Raw genomic sequence first — 17255 nt, forward strand, 5'->3', positions numbered from 1 at the left:
GCGGTTATGCCGCCAGCAGGGCTTTCGCGACAGGCGCCGGGTTGGGGTTGCCGTCACGGGAAAGATTGAGGAACCATTCCGACACCGCCCGCCACTGGTCGCGGGTGTTGTCGATGAGGTTCATGCGGTCGCGGAACGAGTCCGCGCCCGGCAGGCCGTCCAGATACCATCCTATGTGCTTGCGCGCCGTGCGTACGCCGGTGTGTTCGCCATAGAAGCGGTAGTGGTCGTCGAGATGTTCGAGCAGCAGTTCGCGCATTTCCCCATAGCTGGGAGGGGCCAGTGTTTCGCCCGTGCGCAGGTAATGGTCGACCTCGCGGAAGATCCAGGGACGCCCTTGGGCCGCCCGGCCGATCATGACCGCGTCGGCGCCAGTGTAATCCAGGACGCGCCTGGCCTTTTCGGGCGAGTCGATGTCGCCATTGGCGATCAGCGGAATTTTCAGCTCGGCGCGGACGGCGCGGATAGTGTCATATTCCGCCTCGCCCGTATAGAGGTCGGCGCGGGTGCGTCCATGCAGCGTCAGGGCGGCGATGCCGGCATCCTGGGCCAGTCTGGCCACGCGCAGGGCGTTGCGGCTGTCGCGGTCCCAGCCGGTGCGGGTCTTGAGGGTGACCGGCACCCCCAGCGGCGCGCAGGCCTCGACCACGGCGTCCAGGATGCGGGCGATCAGGTCTTCGTGGCGCAGCAGGGCAGAGCCCGAGGCCACGTTGCAGACCTTTTTCACCGGGCAGCCCATGTTGATGTCGATGATGCGCGCGCCCTTGTGGGCGTTGAACACGGCGGCCTCGGCCATCATGGCCGGGTCGGCGCCGGCGATCTGCACCGAAATGGGGGCGATCTCGCCGTCGTGGTTCAGGCGCCGCGAGGTCTTGACGCTGTCCCACAGCTTCGGGTTGCTGGCGGCCATCTCCGAGACGGCGTAACCGGCCCCCAATTTCTTGCAGAGCTGTCGGAAAGGACGATCCGTCACGCCCGCCATGGGCGCGACCAGAACGTTGTTGGGGAGAGTCCACGGGCCGATGCGCATGGTCACATTTTAACCGGCTCGATCGAACCCTCTTTTTTCGTCCGCAACAGCTTGGTAACAGGCCGACAAAAAAAGGGAGGATCAGGCCCGGAAACCCTGCAGCAGATGGCGCGCCAGCGGCGCCCGCAGCGGCGCGGCCAGGTCCAGGCCCAGCAAGGCCAGGCCACAGGCGTGTTCGACCGGCGCCAGGCCGGTGGCGAAGATGCGCGGCATCAGGTCGGTGACGCTGGCGGTGATGAGCCGGTCGACCTGGCGCGCGCGGGCGAAGTCTTGCAGCGCGTGGGAGGGACTGGCATTCGGCTGGGTCAGCCAGCCGCCCAGGGACTGGGCCAGCCGGGCGGCGTCGCGCAGTCCCAGGTTGAGCCCCTGGCCGGCCACCGGGTGCAGCGTCTGCGCCGCATTGCCGATCACGGCCACGCGGCCTTGCACCAACCCGCGGCGCGCGCTCAGCGCCAGCGGGAAGACATGGCGCGGCGCCTGGCACGTCAGGCGGCCCAGGCGGTCGCCAAAGGCCGTCGTCAGCGCCTGCGAGAAGGCGGTGTTGTCCAGCGCCGCCAGTTCGGCCGCGCGCTCGGGCGCGCTGCACCAGACCACCGAATAGGCGTCCGCCATCTGCGGATGCGGCAGCAGCGCCAGCGGCCCTTCGGCGGTGAAGCGCTCCCAGGCCCAGCCACGGCGCGGCAGGCTGGCTTGGGTGGTGGTCAGCAGGGCGTGCTGACCGTAGTCGCGGCGCACATCGCTGCCTCCGGCCCCGTCGGACTGCACGGCGATGCGGCAGGCAAGGGCGGTGTCGCCCTGGCTGATGCGCACGCCGTCGGCGTCCTGGCCGTCGACCACGGCGGGCGGGCCGGACAGCAGCGTGACGCCACTGGCGGCCACGCATTCCTCCAGCCTGGCGTGCAGCGCCGAGTAGGCGACCACGCAGCCGAGCTGCGGCACGTCGAAGTCGGTGTTGCGGATCACGCTGCGGCCAAGCCGGCCGCGCTGGGAGACGTGGATATTGAGGATGTCCGCCGCCTTGGCGGGCCAGGCGTGCAGCGATTCGAGCAGCACGCGGCTGCCATGGTTCATGGCCAGCACGCGCGGATCGGCCGCGGGAATGGCGGCGGCTGGCGTCACGGGGGCCGGGCTGGCGCCTTGCAGCAGGGCGATGCGGGAGGGGTCCGGCGCCACGCGCGCCAGCATCAACGCCAGGACACGCCCCACGGGGCCGGCGCCGAGAATCGCAATGTCGAAGGCGGAGATAGTCATGCCGGGATTTTACCCGTCCACTACAATCCAGGTCTGCCGGCGCGGCTTGGCGCCCGGGACCCTTCACCGGTTGATTGATATGACGCAGCTCGAGGCTTCTTCTTCGCTGTCCGCCGCAATCCCGCGCCGCCCCCGCGGCAAGGTCGCCGTCGGTCTGCTGGCCTGTCTGTTCGGGTGGCTCGGCGCACATTGGTGGTACCTGGGCCGGCGTTACGCCTGGCTGGTGACGGCGCTGTCCCTGCTCAGCCTGTTCTGCGCGTTCCGCTACTACCCGGTCTGGTACGACAACCCGGCCTTTTTCCTGGTGTTCATTCCCATGATCGACGGCTTCATCGAGAGCGCGGTGTTCTCGCTGATGCCCGACGAGAAGTTCGACCGCCGCTACAACCCCGGATTGCCGCCGTCCCCCAGGACCGGCTGGGGGCCGGTGCTGGTGGCCATCCTGGCCTGCCTGGTGGGCGCCACCGTGTCGATGTTCGCGATCGCGATGGTGGTGGTCTACGTGTGGGTGGCGATGGGCTGGCTGGACGGCCTGACACTGTAGCCCCTCGGGACGCCCTCACGAGCGTGGCCGAGGCCACGCCGGCCGGCCTGCGCGCTGCCCGCTCATTCGCGCATCAGCGCCTCGATCTCGCCGGCCTGCACCGGCACGCCGCGGGTGATCAGCTCGCAGCCCTCGTCCGTCACCAGCGCGTCGTCCTCGGTACGGATGCCGATGTTCCAGTAGGCCTCGGGCACGTCGTCGGCGGGGCGCACATAGATGCCCGGCTCGATCGTCAGCATCATGCCTGTTTCCAGCTTGCGCCACGGGCGTTCCGCACCGGCAGCGCCGCCCGGCTGGCGATAGTCGCCCACATCGTGCACGTCCAGGCCCAGCCAGTGGCCGGTGCGGTGCATGTAGAAACGGCTGTAGTCGCCCGACTCGATCACGCCATCCAGCGATCCCTTCAGCAGTTTCAGGTCCAGCATGCCCTGGGCCAGCACCCGCACCGCGGCGTCATGGCCATCGTTCCAGCCGCGGCCCGGCGCGGTGGCCTGGGCCGCGGCCTCCTGCGCCGCCACCGTCAGGTCGTACAGCGCGCGCTGCGGGCCGCTGTAGCGGCCGTTGACCGGAAAGGTGCGGGTGATGTCGCTGGCGTAGCTGTCGACCTCGCAGCCGGCGTCGATCAGCACCAGGTCGCCATCGCGCAGCACCGCCTCGCCGGCAGGGTAGTGCAGCACGCAGGCATTGGCCCCGGCCGCGACGATGCTGTTGTAGGCCACCGCCTGCGCGCCATGGCGGCGGAACTCATACAACAGCTCCGCTTCCAGTTCGTATTCGCGCATGCCAGCGCGGGCGGCCCGCATGGCGCGGGCGTGGGCGCCGGCGGAGATCTTGGCGGCGCGCCGCATCGCGGCGATTTCGCTGGCGTCCTTCACCAGCCGCATCTCGGCCAGGATCGGCCGGATGTCCTGCTGCCGCATGGGAGGCTGATGGCCGCCGCGGCTGGCCTCGCGCGCCGCCGCCAGCCAGCGGTGCAGCCGGCCGTCGGTGCGCTTGTCACCGGCCAGTGGCGCATACAGGGTCGGTTGGTCCAGCAGCAGCTTGGGCACCAGTTCGTCGAGCGCGTCCAGCGCATGCGCGTCGTCGAAGCCGAAATGCTCGGCCGCGGCCTCCGGGCCGAAGCGCCGTCCCTCCCAGATCTCGTGCTCGATATGGCGCGGGCGGCAGAACAGCAGGGCGCGGTCGGTGGCGCCGGCGATCAGCACCAGCCACGCGCCGGGCTCGGTGAAGCCGGTCAGGTAGAAGAAGTCGCTGTCGTGCCGGTAGGGGTATTCGGCGTCGCGGTTGCGGATGGCTTCGGGCGCGGTGGCCAGGATGGCGATGCCGCCGCCATCGGCGCGCATCCGCGCCATCAGGCGCTGGCGGCGGGCGGCGAAGGGGGCGATATCGGTGGGAGGCAGGCTCATGGGCAGGGGGCGCGGGGCCCGGCGGGAAACGGTGGTGCCACTTACTTTACTCGCCGTGCCGCCAATACGACAGTCCGGCGGCATTCACGCGCGCGCCGCGGAGATTCTCTGGACGGTCATGGCCGGGCTGCTACAATCGCGGCTCTGTCATTGGGGAGTAGCCATCCTTTGTCCCCAAAGGAGTTAGCGTCAACAGACTTGGTGGTCCGGTATCGCGTAGCGGTTTCCAGGACTCCATGGCGCTAACGGTCTCCGTGCCGCGGTACGCCCGCGCATGGATCAGCCAGGCGAGACCTTTGGCCGCGCAGCGTTCACCCTTGGCCGGGCGAGCCGTTGCGTCGCGCCAATTGGTTTCTGCTCGTCCGGCTCGCCTATATGTTGCTCACCCTGTTCCTGTTTTTCCTGTCCGCGGCAGTGATCTATCTTGCCTGCGAATTCTTCGTCAATGGCGTCGAATGGGTCGGACACCGCTTCCAGCTCGGCGCCACCGCCACCGGCACCGTGCTGGCGGCATTCGGCACCGCGCTGCCTGAAAGCGCGGTCACGTTCATGGCCGTGGTGTTCGGCGACACGCCTGAGCAAAAGGACATCGGCGTCGGCGCGGCCATGGGCGGCCCGCTGGTGCTGGCGACGCTGGCCTACGCGGTGGTCGGCCTTGCCTTGTGGCGCGCCCGTCGCGGGCAGCCCACGCAAGCCAACTGTATCAACGCGGACCAGCGCCGGCTGGCCCGCGACCAGGCGTGGTTCATGGGCATCTTCGTCTTCAAGGTCGGGCTGGGCCTGCTGGCGTTCGCCTGGAAGCCCTGGCTGGGCATCCTGTTCCTGGCCACCTACGGTCTGTATGTCAAGCGCGAGCTGAGCAACGACGAGGATTGCATCGACTGCGAAGATCTCGAGCCGCTCAAGCTGCGGCCGCGCGACGACAACCCTTCGATGTTCTGGGCGGCGACGCAGACGCTGCTGGCGCTGGTCGTGATCGCCGGCGCCTCGCACGTATTCGTCAACCAGATCGAACTGCTGGGCATCGCCATGGGCGCGTCGCCGCACGTGGCCGCGCTGCTGCTGGCGCCCGTCGCCACCGAACTGCCGGAAATCATGAACGCGCTGATCTGGGTGCGCCAGGGCAAGGAACGCCTGGCGCTGGCCAACATTTCCGGCGCCATGATGATCCAGGCCACCATTCCCAGCGCGCTCGGCATCTTCCTCACGCCGTGGCTGCTCGACGGCCCGCTGCTGGCCGCCGGCCTGTTCACCATGCTGTCCATCGGGCTGCTGTGGCTGCGCTTCCGCCGCGCTGGCATGAGCGTGCCGGCGCTGTCGGCGGCGGGCGGCTTCTATGCCCTGTTCGCGGCCTATCTGGGCTGGCATTTCTACGCCTGAGGGCGCAACGGCGCGCGGCCCCGCCGGGCCCGCGCCGGGTTGCACAAAAAGCAATTTTTGTGCCGGAAAACCTTGTCCATCAGTGGAAACCCGCGTAAAATTCTGCCCGTTATCCATCCCAGGAGCAGTCTTCGTGAATACCGATTCCGGCGAAAGTAGTCGATCTTGCATCGACGCCGCTGTTTGACAGGTCCACGCAGAACTCCGTCTGCCGCAACCTGTTGAGCAGGTTGCGGTTGTATCCCAAGCCCCGGGCTTCTTTCCGGGCAGCAGTGCAGGCCCACGGCTTGCCGGGATTCTCCCCAACGTAAACCGCCAGAACCGCCGCTAGTCGCAGCGCCCGCGTTCGTGCACGCCTTTTTCGTGCCCGCCCGCCATGCGCCGTGTGCCTGCGTGCGCGCGTATGCGCGAAAGCCGCTCCCCATTACGCAATGGAGGTCGCTATGCGTTTCTTCGACTTGTTCCTGCGCCGCGCCGGCGTCGACCGCGCCACCGCCCTGGGCCGCCGCCGCGGCACATCGCGCCTGACGGTCATCTGCCCGCGCGATGAACTGGGCGCGCTGCGCAAGCAGATCTGCCTGGACTTCAGCGCCGCCGGGCTCGATGTATCGCAAGTACAGATCGACCAGGGGCGCGACCCCGGCATGGCCTCGGCCTGCATCACCGTGAATTGCCCGCCCGAGCTGCGTGGCGAACTGATGTCGCAAGCGCGTCGGCTGAGCGCCAACCCCGCCGTGCGCCACGTCCATTTCGGCGCGCAACCGCTGGCGGCCTGAATCCGCCCGTCATTTCCCAGGAGAGACCATGCCCAGTGCCTTAGACCCCGAGCCTCGATTGCGCCACGTGCGCGGCGCCGGCCTGCCTGTCTGACCTGTCTTCTCCCTTGCGAGCCGACTGGCCGGAGAGTCACCCGGTCTAGTACGGAATCCGCAGCCCTGAACCCCCGGCCAGGCCCGCTCGACGCGCGCCGGTTCCGCCGGCCCCGGTTCTTCCGCTAGTTTCCCGTTCCGCTTCCCGCACCCGGCGCGCCTCGACGCGATCCGGACACCGGCAACATCGCCCCGGTGCCTGCGCACGCCCGTACGCGGCGGCAACGGCCTGCTCTGCGCAGGCCGCGGCCCCGTGCTGCCCGCGCAAAGGCATGGCGGCGGACTGCCTGTGTCTTCCAGAACAACATCAATAACGGGAACACTCCGATGTTCAAATTCCTGAAGACCTTCTTTTCCTCCGCGGCCGGCCTGCGGCGATCGGGGCGCCACTTCCGGCGTTCCCCCATGCTGGAGCAGGGCGGCGGACCGGCCGTCGCTTCGGCGGACTCCTCGGACGCCGCGCGCCGCGCCAACCGCCGCATGCTCGATGTCTCGCGCATGGATTTCGATGCCTTGTTCTCGATGTTCCGCAGCGGCCGTGGCGGCCTGTCCGAAGCCCAGGCCGATGAGGCCCGCGCCCGCTACGGCGCCAATGAAGTCGATCACGAAAAACCGCTAACCTGGCATGCCCACCTGTGGCAATCGTTCCGCAACCCCTTCAACCTGCTGCTGACCGGCCTGGCCTCGCTGTCGTGGGTCACGGATGTGTACATGGCCGAGCCCGACGACCAGTCGTGGAAGGGCGTCATCATCATCGGTTCGATGGTGGTGATCTCGACGCTGCTGCGCTTCGTGCAGGAGCGCCGTTCCAACCGCGCCGCCGAGGCCCTGAAGGCGATGGTGCAGAACACCGCCACGGTGCTGCGCAGCGACGCCGCCGGCGTGGCCGAGGGCGACGCGCGGCGCTTTTTCGGCGCCACGCTGCACGCCTCGGGCTCGCGCCAGATCGAGGTGCCGCTGGCCGACCTGGTGCCGGGCGACGTGGTGCTGCTGTCCGCGGGCGACATGATCCCGGCCGACTGCCGCATCCTCGGCGCCAAGGATCTGTTCGTGGCCCAGGCGGCCCTGACCGGCGAATCGCTGCCGGTCGAGAAATACGCTGTGCAGCGCGACGGAACCGCCAATGCGCTGGAACTGGAGAACATGGCCTTCATGGGCACCAACGTGGTCAGCGGCTCCGGCAGCGCCCTGGTGGTGGCCACCGGCGCCGGCACCTACTTCGGTCAGTTGGCCGGGCGGGTGACCCAGACTTCGCGCGTGCCGACCCAGTTCCAGCAGGGCATCAATCGCGTCAGCTGGGTGCTGATCCGCTTCATGCTGGTGATGGCGCCCATCGTGCTGCTGATCAACGGCTTCACCAAGGGCGACTGGCTCGAGGCGCTGCTCTTCGCGCTGGCCATCGCCGTCGGCCTGACACCGGAAATGCTGCCCATGATCGTCACCGCCACGCTGGCCAAGGGCGCGGTGCGGATGTCGCGGCGCAAGGTGGTGGTCAAGCGGCTCGACGCGATCCAGAACCTGGGCGCCATGAACGTGCTGTGCACCGATAAGACCGGCACCCTGACCCAGGACCGCATCGTGCTCGAACGCCACACCGACGTGTATGGCGCCACCAGCGACGATGTGCTGGCCTACGCCTACCTCAACAGCTATTACCAGACAGGCCTGAAGAACCTGCTCGACGTGGCCGTGCTGCGCCACGCCGAAGTGGAACGCAAGCTGGACCTGGCCGCCCGCTACCGCAAGATCGACGAGATCCCCTTCGACTTCTCGCGGCGGCGCATGTCGGTGGTGGTGAGCGAAACCGAAAATGGCCGCGAACACCATGAGCTGATCTGCAAGGGCGCGCTGGAGGAAATGCTGTCGGTATGCACCCGCCTTCGGGTGGGCAGCGATGTGCACCTGCTGACCGACGCACGGCGCGCCGATATCCGCCGCGTGACAGCCGATCTGAACCGCGACGGATTGCGCGTGATCGCGGTAGGCGTGCGTGAACTGCCGCCCACGCAGCAGGCCTACGGCGTGGCCGACGAGGCCGACCTGGTGCTGGTTGGCTATATCGCCTTCCTCGATCCTCCCAAGGAATCGACCGGCCCGGCCCTGGCCGCTTTGCGCGACTCCGGCATCGAGGTCAAGGTCCTGACCGGCGACGTCGAGCTGGTGACCCAGAAGGTGTGCCGCGAAGTCGGCTTCGAGGTCCGCAAGGTCTACCTGGGGGCCGATATCGAGGCCATGGACGACAGCCGGCTGGCCGTGGCGGTGCGCGAGGCCAACGTATTTGCCCGGCTTACGCCGGCGCACAAGGAGCGCATCGTGCGCGTGCTGCGCGCCCAGGGCAATACCGTTGGCTTCATGGGGGACGGCATCAATGATGCGCCGGCCCTGCGCGCCGCCGACGTCGGCATTTCGGTGGACTCGGCGGTGGATATCTCGAAGGAAGCCGCCGACATCATCCTGCTGGAAAAGAGCCTGATGGTGCTGGAGGACGGCGTGATCGAAGGCCGCAAGACCTTCTGCAACATGCTCAAGTACCTGAAGATGACCGCCAGCTCCAATTTCGGTAACGTCTTCTCGGTGCTGGTGGCCAGCGCATTCCTGCCGTTCCTGCCGATGCTGCCGATCCACCTGCTGCTGCAGAACTTGATGTACGACATCTCGCAGACCGCCATTCCCTTCGACAATGTCGACGAGGAACTGCTTAAAAGGCCGCAACAATGGGACCCGGCAGGACTAGGCCGATTCATGGTGTTCTTCGGTCCGATTAGCTCGATATTCGACATCACGACCTATGCCCTCATGTGGTACGTTTTCCAGGCCAATGCGCCAGAACACCAGACGCTGTTCCAGTCGGGCTGGTTCGTCGAAGGCCTGTTGTCGCAGACGCTGATCGTGCATATGATCCGCACACGCAAGATTCCCTTCCTGCAAAGCCGCGCCGCGTGGCCGTTGATGTGGATGACGGTCATGGTGGTCGGACTGGGGGTGTTCCTGCCGTTCTCGCCGCTGGCCGAGTACTTCCAGCTGCAAGCGCTGCCGTGGAGCTATTTCCCGTGGCTGGTCGGCATCCTTCTGAGCTACTGCGTGCTGACACAAATGCTCAAGGGCATCTGGGTGCGTCGCTATGGCTGGCAATAGTCACTATTGATACACCTGGCGGCGGGCAGGCGCCCGCCGCGGATTCAATACCTCCCGCGGTGGCGGCGCCACCCCGGATTCTGGAGAGAAGCATGAAAATCTCGACTGTCGCCACGACGCTCATGGCGGGCGCCGCCTGGCTTCCGCTGGCGGCCAATGCGGCCGGTGATGGCCCGGGCATCCAACTCTACGGCGTGGTCGATGCGGGCATCGCCACCACCCATACCTCCGGGCAGGGCACCCACAATGGTGTTCTCGATGGCGGCCTGACCGACTCCCTGTGGGGCCTGCGTGGTTCCGAGGACCTGGGCGACGGCTGGAGCACCCGCTTCCAGCTCGAAAGCGGCTTCGACCCGTCCACCGGCAAGCGCGCCGACGACGACCGCATGTTCAACTACGGCGCCTGGGTCGGACTGGCCCATGACAGCTACGGCGACCTGCGCCTGGGGCGCCAATACACCGTCGGCAAGACCTACGGCAACGCGCTGGAGCTGGCGTCCTGGAAGGAAATGGGCATGGGCGCCACCTTCAAGGCCTCGGACAACTATCAATTCAGCAACCTGGTGAACTACTACACCCCCACCTGGCAGGGTTTCCAGGCCGGCATCGGCTATTCCTTCGACGCTGACGGCCGCGACCGTTTCAAGACGGCGGCCAATAACCGCGCACTGAGCCTGGGCCTGAAGTACGAGGACGGCCCCCTGCTGGCGGTGGCCACCTGGGACCAGCTGCGCCTGGCCGAGCCGCCGGCGGGCCAGGCGGGACGGCCCCAGGCGGTGCAACTGGGGGCGTCCTACGACTTCGAGGTCGTCAAGGTATCGGTGGCCTGGTCCCGCCAGCGCAACGGTTATGTCGGGCTGGACGGCGGCGATCCCGACAGCCTGGGCCAGAACCTGGGGCCGGCGGCCTTCGCGCGCGGCGGCGCCGTCAACGCCTGGCTGCTGGGCGCCAGCGTGCCGCTGGGCCATGGCGCCGTGGTGGCGCAGTGGTCGCTGGCGCGCCCCGACTGGAAATGGGAGGATGGGTCGACGGCGCGCAATGCGCAATTGGTGACATTGGGGTATACGTATAACGTGTCGCCGCGCACCACGCTCTATGCGTTCGCCGGCTATGCGTCCAATTACACCCTGGACAACCAGTTCGACCCTGGCCATTCCCACACCTCGCGCTTCGGTACGGGCATTTCGCACCGGTTCTGAGCCGCATGGGGGGCTGCCGGGTCCACTACAATCGACCCGGCAGCGAGTTCCGGCCCGTCCAGGCGGGGGCCCGCCACGCCCCCGTCGGCATTTTCCGGATGACCCGCATGGACAGTCTCGAATGGCTCATACCCTGGGAGTTCTCTCCCACGCTGGTGGCCTCCTTCCTGGTGGCCATCGTGCTGTTCGTGCGCGGCCAGCGCGTGCACCACGTCACGGGCGCGCGCCGCATGCTGTTCTGGGCGGGCATGGTGCTGCTGTACCTGTCCATGCACACGCGCCTGGATTATTACGCCGAACGCATGTTCTTCATCCACCGCATCCAGCACCTGGTGTTGCACCATCTGGGGCCGCTGCTGGTGATGGCGGCGTTTCCCGGGCAGGTCATGCGGGCCGGGCTGCCGATGCGCTGGCGCGTGCGCCTGCGTGACTTCCTGCGCACCGGCGCCGGCCGCGCCACGGTGGCAGTCCTGACCCACAGGATCTTCGTTCCCGCGCTGTTCGTGTTCCTGGTGCTGGTCTGGCTGATCCCGTCGGTGCAGTTCTATTCCATGCTCGACTGGCGCCTGTATCGCCTGATGAACTGGTCGGTGGTGATCAGCGGCTTCATGTACTGGAATCTGATCCTGGACCGCCGTCCCGCGCCGCCGGCCGCGATGACGCCGGGCGGCCGCGTGATCTCGCCGATCCTGACAATGCTGCCGCAGATGGTGGCGGGGGCCGTCATCGCCTTCACCGAAAGCGACATCTATCCCTTGTTCGAACTGTGCGGCCGCGCCATCGCCATGTCGGCGCAGACCGACCAGACCATCGGCGGGCTGACCATGTGGATTCCCGCCGCCCTGGTCGAGGTGATCGGGCTGATGGTGGCGCTGGGCACGCTGATGCGCCTGTCGGCCAAGGGCCGCTTGCGCAAGGCCGATCGCGATGCCCTGGCGCGGGCCAGGGCGCGCCGCCGCGCGGCGTCTGCGTAGAACACGCGATATCGGAGGCGCCCCGCGCGAGGTGGCGACCGCTCCGGGGGAGGGTTGCCGCCGCCGGTCGATGCGCGGCGGCGGGTAGTCAAGCCGGCGCGCGTGGCCGCCGTGTCATTCCGGCAGCAGGCCGTGGTATTTCCTGCCGAGCGCCACCGTGGCCTGGAACATGCCAGCCTTGTTGCCGCAGTCATAGCGCGTGCCGTCGTAGCGGTGCGCATACACCGCGCGTTCGCGCATCATCGAGGCGATGCCGTCGGTCAGCTGGATCTCGTTGCCGGCGCCCATCTTGGTCGAACGCAGGTGGTCGAAGATGGCGGCTTCCAGCACGTAGCGTCCCACCACCGCCAGGGTCGAGGGAGCGGCTTCGGGGTCGGGCTTTTCAACGATGTGGGTGACGCGCTCGGTGCGGCCATCGCCCTGGCCCTCACGGGTGGCGACGATGCCGTATTTGCGCGTGTCCGCGCGCGGCACGTCCTGCACCCCCAGCACGCTGGCGTTTTGCGCAATGGCGATATCCACCAGCTGCTTCATGGCCGGCGTGTCGGCGTCGATCAGGTCATCGGCCAGCAGCACGGCGAACGGTTCGTCGCCCACCGCCGGCGCGGCCGACAGCACGGCGTGGCCCAGGCCCAGCGGCGCCGATTGGCGGATATAGAGGCAATTGACGTGGGCGGGTAGAATGCCCCGCACCATGGCAAGAAGCTCGTGCTTGCCCTTGCTTTCGAGGTCGGATTCCAGTTCGGGCGCGGAGTCGAAATGGTCTTCGATGGCCCGCTTGTTGCGACCGGTAACGAAAATCAGGTCGGTGATGCCGGCGGCCACGGCTTCTTCGACAGCGTACTGGATCAACGGCTTGTCGACGACGGGCAGCATTTCCTTGGGCATCGCCTTGGTGGCGGGCAGGAAGCGCGTGCCCATGCCGGCGACGGGAAAAACGGCTTTACGGACGGGACGCATTGAAACCTCGTTGGGGGTATCGATGAAACATTTTAAGCGCATCGCTATCATAGGCTCATGAACCGCAGGAAAATGCCATCCATTTGCTCGATTGCGCAGCGGGGCGCGATCATCGGAATCTGTGTCGCGCTGGCGTTGCCGGCCTTGCCGGCAACCGCCTGGGCCCAGCCGGTGGGGCTGCCCTCGATGGGCGCGGCTTCCGCCGCGGACCTGTCGCCCGCGCTGGAGCGCAGCCTTGGCGAGGCCATCATGTCTCAGGGGCGGCGCGACCCGACCTACGTCGACGATCCCGAACTCAGCCAGTACCTCACCACCATGGGGCGCAAGCTGGCGGCGTTCTCGCCCGGCGCGGTGCCGGACGTCGAGATGTTCGGCGTGCGCGATCCCGAAATCAACGCCTTCGCCATGCCGGGCGGCTTCATTGGCGTCAACACCGGCCTGATCGTCTCCTCCGGCAGCGAATCCGAACTGGCGGCGGTGCTGGCGCACGAAATCGGCCACGTGGTGCAGCGCCATATCGCGCGCGGCATGACGCAGCAGAACCAGAACAGCATGGTCATGCTGGCGAGCCTGGCGGGCGCGCTGCTGGCGGCGCTGGCCGGTGGCGGCGGCAACCTGGCGATGGGCGTGGCCGCGTTCGGCCAGGCCGCCGCCATCAACCGCCAATTGGGCTTCTCGCGCGACGCCGAACGCGAGGCCGACCGCGCCGGCTTCACCATGCTGACCAAGGCCGGCTACGACGCCCAGGGCATGGCGCAGATGTTCTCGCGCCTGATGAACGCCTCGCGCCTGAACGAAGGGGCGGGCGGGGGTTCCTGGGCCAGTACCCACCCGCTGTCCATCGAACGCATGTCCGACGTGCAGAACCGGGTGCGCTCGCTGCCGGTCTCGCGCCATGTCGACAGCGACGACTTCTGGTACATCCGCGCCAAGATGCGCGTGGTGCAGGGGCGCGACGCGGTCAGCCTGCGCACCGCCGGCCAGCAGCTGCAGGACGAGGCCCAGGCGTTGTCCGGCGTGCGCCGCTCGGCCGCCTATTACGGGCTGGCCCTGCAGGCTTTCCAGCGCAACAGCCTGGACGAGGCCGACCGCCAGCTCGCCCAGGCCCAGGCCGACGGCCGCGATTCGCCGCAGATGGCCAAGCTCGCCGTCGATATCGCGCTGGCGCGCAAGGACAACCGGCGCGCGCAGGACCTGGCGCAAGCCGCCACCCGTCGCTGGCCTGAGCAGCGGGCCTTGGGCATCGCCTACGCCACGGCGCTGCAGGCCAACGGCCGTCACGCCGAAGCGCAAGACTACCTGCGCGCCAAGATCAAGCAGTGGGGGGCGGACGAACCCAGTCTCTACCAGATGCTGGCGCAGAGCGAGGAACGCACCGGCAAGCCGGTGCAGGCGCGCCGCGACCTGGCGCGCTACTACGTCATGACTGGCGCTTTCGCCGCGGCGGAATCGCAACTGCAGCAGGCGCGCGGCATGTCCACCGACTTCTACGAGCAATCGCAGATCGACGTGCAGATCAAGGAAGTCAAGGACAAGCTGGCCGAAGAGCGCCAGCTGCTGGAACGCTTCAAGTCGGGCTGACGCCTGGCCGACCCGAGCCAGGAGGCGCCGCGGCGCCTACAGCCCGGTCTCGAAGAAGCGGCCCAGCCGCTGCGGCAGCCAGCCCAGGTGGGCCGGAAAGGCGCCCGTCGGGAAGCCCGCATGGCCGCCGTCGGTGGGCTGGTGCAGCAGGATGCTGGACGAACACTCGTCCGGCTTGGGCAAGGCGCTGGCCGGAATGAACGGATCGTTCAGCGCATTCAGCACCAGCGTCGGCACCGAGATGCGCGGCAGCCAGGGCTTGCTGGAGGCGCGCGTCCAGTAGTCGAGCGCATTACGAAAGCCATGCATGGGCGCGGTGTAGGCGTCATCGAAGTCGCGCAGGTCGCGCGCGTGGGCGATGCGCATCACGTCGATGGCGCCGGGGTAGCGGTGGGCCTTCTCCAGCACCTTGTGCTTGAGGGTCTTGAGAAAGTGGTTGGTGTAGACCTTGCGGTTGAAGAATCCGGTCGACAGGGTCTTGCCGCAGGCCACCAGGTCCAGCGGCACCGAGACGCCCGCGCAGGCGGTCAGCCAGCCGGTGTCTTCCTGGTGTTCGCCCAGGTATTTCAGCAGCGCATTGCCACCCAGCGACACGCCCACGGCGTGCCAGCGCGCATGCGGGATGCGGTTGCGCACGGTGTTCAGCAGGAAGCCGACCTCGGCCGAATCGCCCGAGTAATAGGCCCGCGCCAGGCGGTTGGGCACGCCGGAGCAACCGCGGAAATGCGCGATGACGACGATCCAGCCGCGCGCCCGGAAGTGGTGCGCAATGGATTGGGCATAGCGGCTGTTGCTGCCGCCCTCCAGGCCGTGGAACAGCAACAGCGCGGGCGTGTCGGCCGTTTGGGGCAAGGACTTCCAGTCGGCCTCGGTCATCCAGCGCGCGGCCGCGGTCTTGCCGTTGGCCACGGGCTGCTGGCCGCTCACGGGCGCGCCGTCGGCGGCCTTGTGCGGAAACAGCCCCGGCCCGGTCCAGTCGAAATCGACGAAATCCGTGTCGGGCGTCTCGACCCGGTCGCGCACGAAGGCGATGCGGTGGTACTGCGCGAACAGCGCGGCGTACACCGTCTGGGCATCGCCTCCGGGCAGCCAGGAGGGAACAGGACAGGGGGTGGTATCGAAACGTGCAGCAGCCAAAGTCGACCCGAGATCAGTGCAGCATATCGGGCACGTCGTGCAAGTCGAGCACCCCGGCTTCGGTGGGCGCCGACGAGGCGTGGTGCATGACCATGCGCCAGCCCGTGGGGCCCTTGTGATAGATGTTGGTGGCGTAGCAGTTGGCGAACTGCGTGCCTTCCCGCGTGCGCACCGCCACCTGCTCGACCAGCACGTGCACCGCGCACATCATGCTCAGCATGACCAGCGGGCGCAGCGGCCGGATGTGCAGCGGGCCATTCGCCAGCACGTGCTGCCAGGACTCGTGCACGGCCGAGTGGCCGACGAGGCGCAGGCCTCCCGGGTGGATGCAGACGACTTCCTCGTCGTCCGCCCACACTTGCATCAGGCGGACGGTGTCCCCCTGCTCAAGGGCTTCATAGAACGCGTGTTCTGCTTCTTCGGGCGTGGCGAACATGATGGCGGGACGGATGGCTGTTGAGCGGCGATTCTCAGTGGTGGCCGTGCAGCACGGTGCCGGGCTTGAGCTTGTATTCGGCGCCGCAGTAGGCGCAGCGCGCCGAACCGGTGCGGGCGACGTCCAGGAAGACGCGCGGGTGCATGCTCCACAGCGGGGCCTTCGGACCCGGACAGAACACAGGCAGGTCTTCGGCGCCGACTTCGATGACTTCGTGGGGGGCGGCGGCCGGGGCAGCGGCGGTCATGGAATTTCCTGAATAAAAAATACCGGTGATACGGTGGGTTGGGGCAGTAGTGCCGCCCTGCCGGGCAGGGCGGCGCGAATCAGACTTTGCTCAGCCAGTGATGGTACTTCGGGTTGCGGCCATTCACCATGTCAAAAAACGCCTTCTGCAGCTTCTCGGTGATGGGGCCGCGCCGGCCCGAGCCGATCTGGCGGTTGTCGACCTCGCGGATCGGCGTGACTTCGGCGGCGGTGCCGGTGAAGAAGGCCTCGTCGGCGATGTAGACGTCGTCGCGGGTCAGCCGCTTGGTCACCACGCGCAGGCCGAAATCGGCCGCCAGGGCGTGGATGGTGGAACGGGTGATGCCGGTCAGGGCGGAGGCGATCTCGGGTTCGCACAGCACGCCGTCCTTGACCAGGAAGAGGTTTTCGCCAGAGCCTTCGGCCACGAAGCCTTCGGTGTCCAGCAGCAGGGCCTCGTCGTAGCCGTCCTGCAGGGCCTCGGTGTTGGCCAGGATCGAGTTGGCGTAGGTGGTGGCAACCTTGGCGCGCGGCATGGTTACGTTGACGTGCTGGCGGGCGAACGACGACACCTTGACCCGGATGCCCTGCGACAGGGCTTCCTCGCCCAGGTAGGCACCCCAGGGCCAGGCGGCGATCGCCACGTGCACCTTGGCGCCCTTGGGCGATACGCCCATCTTTTCGGGGCCGTAGAACACCAGCGGGCGCAGGTAGCAGGATTCGAGCTGGTTCTCGCGCACCACCGTCCGCTGGGCCTCGTTGATCGTGTCGCGATCGAACGGCATGGGAATCTGGTAGATGTGCGCCGAATTGAACAGGCGATTGGTGTGGTCTTCGAGGCGGAAGATGGCGGTGCCGATCTCGGAGCGGTAGGCGCGCACGCCTTCGAATACCGACAGGCCATAGTGCAGGGAGTGCGTCAGGACGTGCGTGGTCGCGTCGCGCCAGGGCACGAGCTTGCCGTCATACCAGATGAAGCCATCGCGGTCAGCCATCGACATGGTCTGCTCCCTCAATAAACCCGAGGGCCGTATTGTATCAAGCGACGAGGTTACAATAATGGTCCATTCGTGCACCGGCACGGTGCCTGCGGGAGTTCGCAGGCCC

Annotated in this window: 15 protein-coding genes and 1 riboswitch; of the genes, 7 read left to right on the forward strand and 8 right to left on the reverse strand. The window is 67.6% G+C overall.

Annotation, left to right across the window (positions count from 1 at the left end):
* Window positions 1–4 precede the first annotated feature (4 nt).
* Both dusB and ABFG95_RS19915 read right to left on the reverse strand, forming a co-directional pair.
* Window positions 5–1030: a tRNA dihydrouridine synthase DusB gene (gene dusB / locus ABFG95_RS19910; RefSeq protein ID WP_054416514.1), complete on the reverse strand. Its 1026-nt coding sequence runs from the start codon at window positions 1028–1030 to the stop codon at window positions 5–7.
* Window positions 1031–1111: 81 nt separating this feature from the next.
* Window positions 1112–2281: a UbiH/UbiF/VisC/COQ6 family ubiquinone biosynthesis hydroxylase gene (locus tag ABFG95_RS19915; protein ID WP_175144750.1), complete on the reverse strand. Its 1170-nt coding sequence runs from the start codon at window positions 2279–2281 to the stop codon at window positions 1112–1114.
* 79 nt (window positions 2282–2360) lie between these two features.
* Between ABFG95_RS19915 and ABFG95_RS19920 the strand changes: the two genes are divergently transcribed.
* The gene (locus tag ABFG95_RS19920) at window positions 2361–2825 is read left to right on the forward strand and encodes a TM2 domain-containing protein (RefSeq protein WP_049071651.1); all 465 of its coding nucleotides are present in this window, start codon (window positions 2361–2363) and stop codon (window positions 2823–2825) included.
* A gap of 62 nt (window positions 2826–2887) precedes the next feature.
* Here ABFG95_RS19920 and ABFG95_RS19925 read toward each other — a convergent pair whose 3' ends face one another.
* On the reverse strand, window positions 2888–4231 hold the full coding sequence (locus ABFG95_RS19925; RefSeq protein ID WP_059269411.1) for an aminopeptidase P N-terminal domain-containing protein: 1344 nt from the start codon (window positions 4229–4231) through the stop codon (window positions 2888–2890).
* Window positions 4232–4364: 133 nt separating this feature from the next.
* A riboswitch (yybP-ykoY riboswitch) is annotated at window positions 4365–4526 on the forward strand.
* An 80-nt stretch (window positions 4527–4606) separates the two neighbouring features.
* Here ABFG95_RS19925 and ABFG95_RS19930 point away from each other — a divergent pair.
* From ABFG95_RS19930 to ABFG95_RS19950, 5 genes are all read left to right on the forward strand, one after another.
* Window positions 4607–5611: a sodium:calcium antiporter gene (locus ABFG95_RS19930; RefSeq protein WP_059269412.1), complete on the forward strand. Its 1005-nt coding sequence runs from the start codon at window positions 4607–4609 to the stop codon at window positions 5609–5611.
* 443 nt (window positions 5612–6054) lie between these two features.
* Window positions 6055–6387 (forward strand): hypothetical protein, encoded by a 333-nt coding sequence (locus ABFG95_RS19935; protein WP_049071655.1) that lies wholly within the window; start codon window positions 6055–6057, stop codon window positions 6385–6387.
* Window positions 6388–6807: 420 nt separating this feature from the next.
* Window positions 6808–9615 (forward strand): magnesium-translocating P-type ATPase, encoded by a 2808-nt coding sequence (mgtA, locus tag ABFG95_RS19940; protein ID WP_348994856.1) that lies wholly within the window; start codon window positions 6808–6810, stop codon window positions 9613–9615.
* Between the two features lie 92 nt (window positions 9616–9707).
* Window positions 9708–10814: a porin gene (locus ABFG95_RS19945; protein ID WP_175144747.1), complete on the forward strand. Its 1107-nt coding sequence runs from the start codon at window positions 9708–9710 to the stop codon at window positions 10812–10814.
* 98 nt (window positions 10815–10912) lie between these two features.
* Window positions 10913–11788, forward strand: a complete 876-nt coding sequence (locus tag ABFG95_RS19950; protein ID WP_175144746.1) for a cytochrome c oxidase assembly protein — start codon at window positions 10913–10915, stop codon at window positions 11786–11788.
* Between the two features lie 114 nt (window positions 11789–11902).
* Here ABFG95_RS19950 and galU read toward each other — a convergent pair whose 3' ends face one another.
* The gene (gene galU, locus ABFG95_RS19955) at window positions 11903–12748 is read right to left on the reverse strand and encodes a UTP--glucose-1-phosphate uridylyltransferase GalU (RefSeq protein WP_049071659.1); all 846 of its coding nucleotides are present in this window, start codon (window positions 12746–12748) and stop codon (window positions 11903–11905) included.
* A gap of 57 nt (window positions 12749–12805) precedes the next feature.
* Between galU and ABFG95_RS19960 the strand changes: the two genes are divergently transcribed.
* Window positions 12806–14329 (forward strand): M48 family metalloprotease, encoded by a 1524-nt coding sequence (locus tag ABFG95_RS19960; protein ID WP_278990591.1) that lies wholly within the window; start codon window positions 12806–12808, stop codon window positions 14327–14329.
* 36 nt (window positions 14330–14365) lie between these two features.
* On the opposite strand, the gene ABFG95_RS19965 is transcribed toward ABFG95_RS19960, so the two are convergent.
* The 4 genes from ABFG95_RS19965 to ABFG95_RS19980 all read right to left on the reverse strand — a co-directional run bounded on the left by ABFG95_RS19965 (window position 14366) and on the right by ABFG95_RS19980 (window position 17149).
* Window positions 14366–15466, reverse strand: coding sequence for an alpha/beta fold hydrolase (locus tag ABFG95_RS19965; protein WP_006389005.1), 1101 nt, complete (start codon window positions 15464–15466; stop codon window positions 14366–14368).
* A 13-nt stretch (window positions 15467–15479) separates the two neighbouring features.
* Window positions 15480–15902: a nuclear transport factor 2 family protein gene (locus ABFG95_RS19970; RefSeq protein ID WP_049071663.1), complete on the reverse strand. Its 423-nt coding sequence runs from the start codon at window positions 15900–15902 to the stop codon at window positions 15480–15482.
* A gap of 34 nt (window positions 15903–15936) precedes the next feature.
* Entirely contained in the window at window positions 15937–16149 is a 213-nt protein-coding gene (locus ABFG95_RS19975; protein ID WP_049071665.1) for a zinc-finger domain-containing protein, read from the reverse strand.
* Window positions 16150–16228: 79 nt separating this feature from the next.
* On the reverse strand, window positions 16229–17149 hold the full coding sequence (locus ABFG95_RS19980) for a branched-chain amino acid transaminase (protein WP_006389008.1): 921 nt from the start codon (window positions 17147–17149) through the stop codon (window positions 16229–16231).
* Window positions 17150–17255 lie beyond the last annotated feature (106 nt).

The sequence above is a fragment of the Achromobacter sp. HNDS-1 genome (assembly GCF_040084795.1).
GTDB classification, from domain to species: Bacteria; Pseudomonadota; Gammaproteobacteria; order Burkholderiales; family Burkholderiaceae_B; genus Achromobacter; species Achromobacter ruhlandii.

What these genes read in the sequence shown, in the direction of transcription:
- ABFG95_RS19980 (WP_006389008.1), bottom strand. Translation starts at nt 17,149, where the DNA reads ATGTCGATGGCTGACCGCGATGGCTTCATCTGGTATGACGGCAAGCTC.
- ABFG95_RS19945 (WP_175144747.1), top strand. Translation starts at nt 9,708, where the DNA reads ATGAAAATCTCGACTGTCGCCACGACGCTCATGGCGGGCGCCGCCTGG.
- ABFG95_RS19975 (WP_049071665.1), bottom strand. Translation starts at nt 16,149, where the DNA reads ATGACCGCCGCTGCCCCGGCCGCCGCCCCCCACGAAGTCATCGAAGTC.
- dusB (WP_054416514.1), bottom strand. Translation starts at nt 1,030, where the DNA reads ATGCGCATCGGCCCGTGGACTCTCCCCAACAACGTTCTGGTCGCGCCC.
- ABFG95_RS19950 (WP_175144746.1), top strand. Translation starts at nt 10,913, where the DNA reads ATGACCCGCATGGACAGTCTCGAATGGCTCATACCCTGGGAGTTCTCT.
- ABFG95_RS19920 (WP_049071651.1), top strand. Translation starts at nt 2,361, where the DNA reads ATGACGCAGCTCGAGGCTTCTTCTTCGCTGTCCGCCGCAATCCCGCGC.
- ABFG95_RS19960 (WP_278990591.1), top strand. Translation starts at nt 12,806, where the DNA reads ATGAACCGCAGGAAAATGCCATCCATTTGCTCGATTGCGCAGCGGGGC.
- ABFG95_RS19925 (WP_059269411.1), bottom strand. Translation starts at nt 4,231, where the DNA reads ATGAGCCTGCCTCCCACCGATATCGCCCCCTTCGCCGCCCGCCGCCAG.
- ABFG95_RS19935 (WP_049071655.1), top strand. Translation starts at nt 6,055, where the DNA reads ATGCGTTTCTTCGACTTGTTCCTGCGCCGCGCCGGCGTCGACCGCGCC.
- ABFG95_RS19970 (WP_049071663.1), bottom strand. Translation starts at nt 15,902, where the DNA reads ATGTTCGCCACGCCCGAAGAAGCAGAACACGCGTTCTATGAAGCCCTT.
- ABFG95_RS19930 (WP_059269412.1), top strand. Translation starts at nt 4,607, where the DNA reads ATGTTGCTCACCCTGTTCCTGTTTTTCCTGTCCGCGGCAGTGATCTAT.
- mgtA (WP_348994856.1), top strand. Translation starts at nt 6,808, where the DNA reads ATGTTCAAATTCCTGAAGACCTTCTTTTCCTCCGCGGCCGGCCTGCGG.
- galU (WP_049071659.1), bottom strand. Translation starts at nt 12,748, where the DNA reads ATGCGTCCCGTCCGTAAAGCCGTTTTTCCCGTCGCCGGCATGGGCACG.
- ABFG95_RS19915 (WP_175144750.1), bottom strand. Translation starts at nt 2,281, where the DNA reads ATGACTATCTCCGCCTTCGACATTGCGATTCTCGGCGCCGGCCCCGTG.